General features: G+C 34.3%; 4 protein-coding genes. All 4 read right to left on the bottom strand.

Going from position 1 to position 1,717, the window contains the following annotated elements; translation table 11 throughout:
- Nucleotides 1-112 precede the first annotated feature (112 nt).
- A complete protein-coding gene (locus tag G322_RS0119135) occupies nt 113-433 on the bottom strand; it encodes a type II toxin-antitoxin system RelE/ParE family toxin (protein WP_022943265.1) in 321 nt (106 codons plus the stop codon).
- 3 nt (nt 434-436) lie between these two features.
- Nucleotides 437-706 (bottom strand): type II toxin-antitoxin system Phd/YefM family antitoxin, encoded by a 270-nt coding sequence (locus G322_RS0119130; protein ID WP_022943264.1) that lies wholly within the window; start codon nt 704-706, stop codon nt 437-439.
- Between the two features lie 90 nt (nt 707-796).
- A complete protein-coding gene (gene cas6f / locus G322_RS0119125; RefSeq protein WP_022943263.1) occupies nt 797-1,393 on the bottom strand; it encodes a type I-F CRISPR-associated endoribonuclease Cas6/Csy4 in 597 nt (198 codons plus the stop codon).
- Nucleotides 1,394-1,404: 11 nt separating this feature from the next.
- A partial coding sequence (locus tag G322_RS21510; RefSeq protein WP_033422277.1) for a type I-F CRISPR-associated protein Cas7f/Csy3 occupies nt 1,405-1,717 on the bottom strand: 313 nt, incomplete at its 5' end.

Below are 1,717 nucleotides of genomic sequence, written 5' to 3'. Positions count from 1 at the left end.
TAAGTTACAACAATCAATTAGGTTAAATTATGCATTTTTACCTAATTTTTTTGATTGTTTGTAACTTACTGATTTTTAATTTAAATTTTTAAAGGGCAATTTTTAGGTTATTTTAATGTAACAAACGATTGGCGAGTGCTTTTTGTACACTTTGTTTTTGATGTAATACAATCAAAATAATTACTCGCTTGTTTTCTATACGGTAAATAAATCGAAATTGTGCTGTTAATATTTCTTTACACTCACTAATACCTGATTGTAATTCTCTAGGATGGTGACCTCTTAATGGCTCATTTTCTAATGAAATAATCGCGTTATCAATTTGTAATAATAACTTTTCTGCCACTTGAGAGTTTGTATTACTAATATAATGTTGATAAATACTTTCAATATCAAACTGCGCATCAGGTGACAATTCAACACTATAATTCATCTTTTATAACCTCTTTGCACGTAATGATTGCAGAAAATCCTTCGCATCTACCGTTCCCTGTTTTTCAATACCGCGCTCACTTTGTGCTAACATTTTTAACATCGCTAATGTTTCTTGCGTCTGTTCATACTCAGCAACAGACTGTACAACCATTGTCGCTTCACCATTTTGGGTGATAATATAAGCTTCCCCGTTTTCTTTTAACTCTTTTGCTATTTTAGCAGCATTGGCTTTAAGGTAACTGATCGGTTTTATATGATTGGCTAATGACATAGGGTACTCCTTAAACAATAAAGAACCAAATATAGACTAAATTTGGTTCTTTATAAATACCTTTTCATAAATATGGTTTAAACACACGAATTAAAACCAAGGGACAGTGGCTTGTTCTTTACTTAAACCATAACAGTTAAACTCCCCCACATTTTCCTCTTGTACTTTCACTTGGTTGATAAACAAACGGAATTGTTCATTTTTAGAGAGGCTATTAATATTAATAAAAGGCAGTTTGCTTTGTTCATCATCAAAACTGGCATAATGTTGCAAAGCTTGTTCAAAGGTCTCCCCTTTTCGCTTTGCTCTGCGCCTAGCGAGTCGAGATAAATTAGTTTTAAATTGCTTGCGTTTAACACAAACAAATTCACTGACATTATCAGGCACTGCTTTTACCGAGGTAATATGAGTATGATCAGTGAAGCGCTTTAACCAACGATTAATATCAAGTTTATCGAGCGGTTCCTGTGTTGGGGAAAATATTCGCAACTTATTACCTAAAGGAAAATCCCCTTTTTTACCCGAAGTAAAACTATATTGGGGAAATGCTAGTGCGATTGCAGAGCTCTTTTCTGCAATTTTATTGTCAGCAAGGGCAATATGCACTTGCTGGTAAACCTTGTACCAAATAAACCCTAGGGTAATTTCGTTATCAGGTAATAAGGTGATATCGAGATAATATTTCATAGGTAACACTCCTATTTCTTTTTCTTTTTCGCTTCACCGCTAAAAACACCACCACGTATTAAATTGCCAACAACATAAGTTTTATCATTATCAGTGAGTTCTTTTTCATTCACCCATGCTTGCATAAGTGTATATAAATCATTCTTACTTTTCCGATAAGCCTGACCTCTTTGCGTTACGGCACCAAAAGGTTCAATAGCAATTGGGAACTCGGCATCCTTTCCGTCAACTTTATACCATATATGGACCCTCTCCGATTGCAAGACAATTTTGATCGTTGAAATAGAGTGCATTGCAGCCATATATTCGGCTTTTTTATGAGGT

This window comes from Psychromonas hadalis ATCC BAA-638 (genome assembly GCF_000420245.1).
Classification (GTDB): Bacteria; Pseudomonadota; Gammaproteobacteria; order Enterobacterales; family Psychromonadaceae; genus Psychromonas; species Psychromonas hadalis.
Note: the sequence above shows the minus strand (reverse complement) of the source record. Positions and strands in the feature narration are given on the sequence as shown.

Excerpts from the sequence above, each read along its gene's own strand:
- cas6f (WP_022943263.1), bottom strand. The coding sequence starts at position 1,393 with ATGAAATATTATCTCGATATCACCTTATTACCTGATAACGAAATTACC.
- G322_RS0119135 (WP_022943265.1), bottom strand. The coding sequence starts at position 433 with ATGAATTATAGTGTTGAATTGTCACCTGATGCGCAGTTTGATATTGAA.
- G322_RS0119130 (WP_022943264.1), bottom strand. The coding sequence starts at position 706 with ATGTCATTAGCCAATCATATAAAACCGATCAGTTACCTTAAAGCCAAT.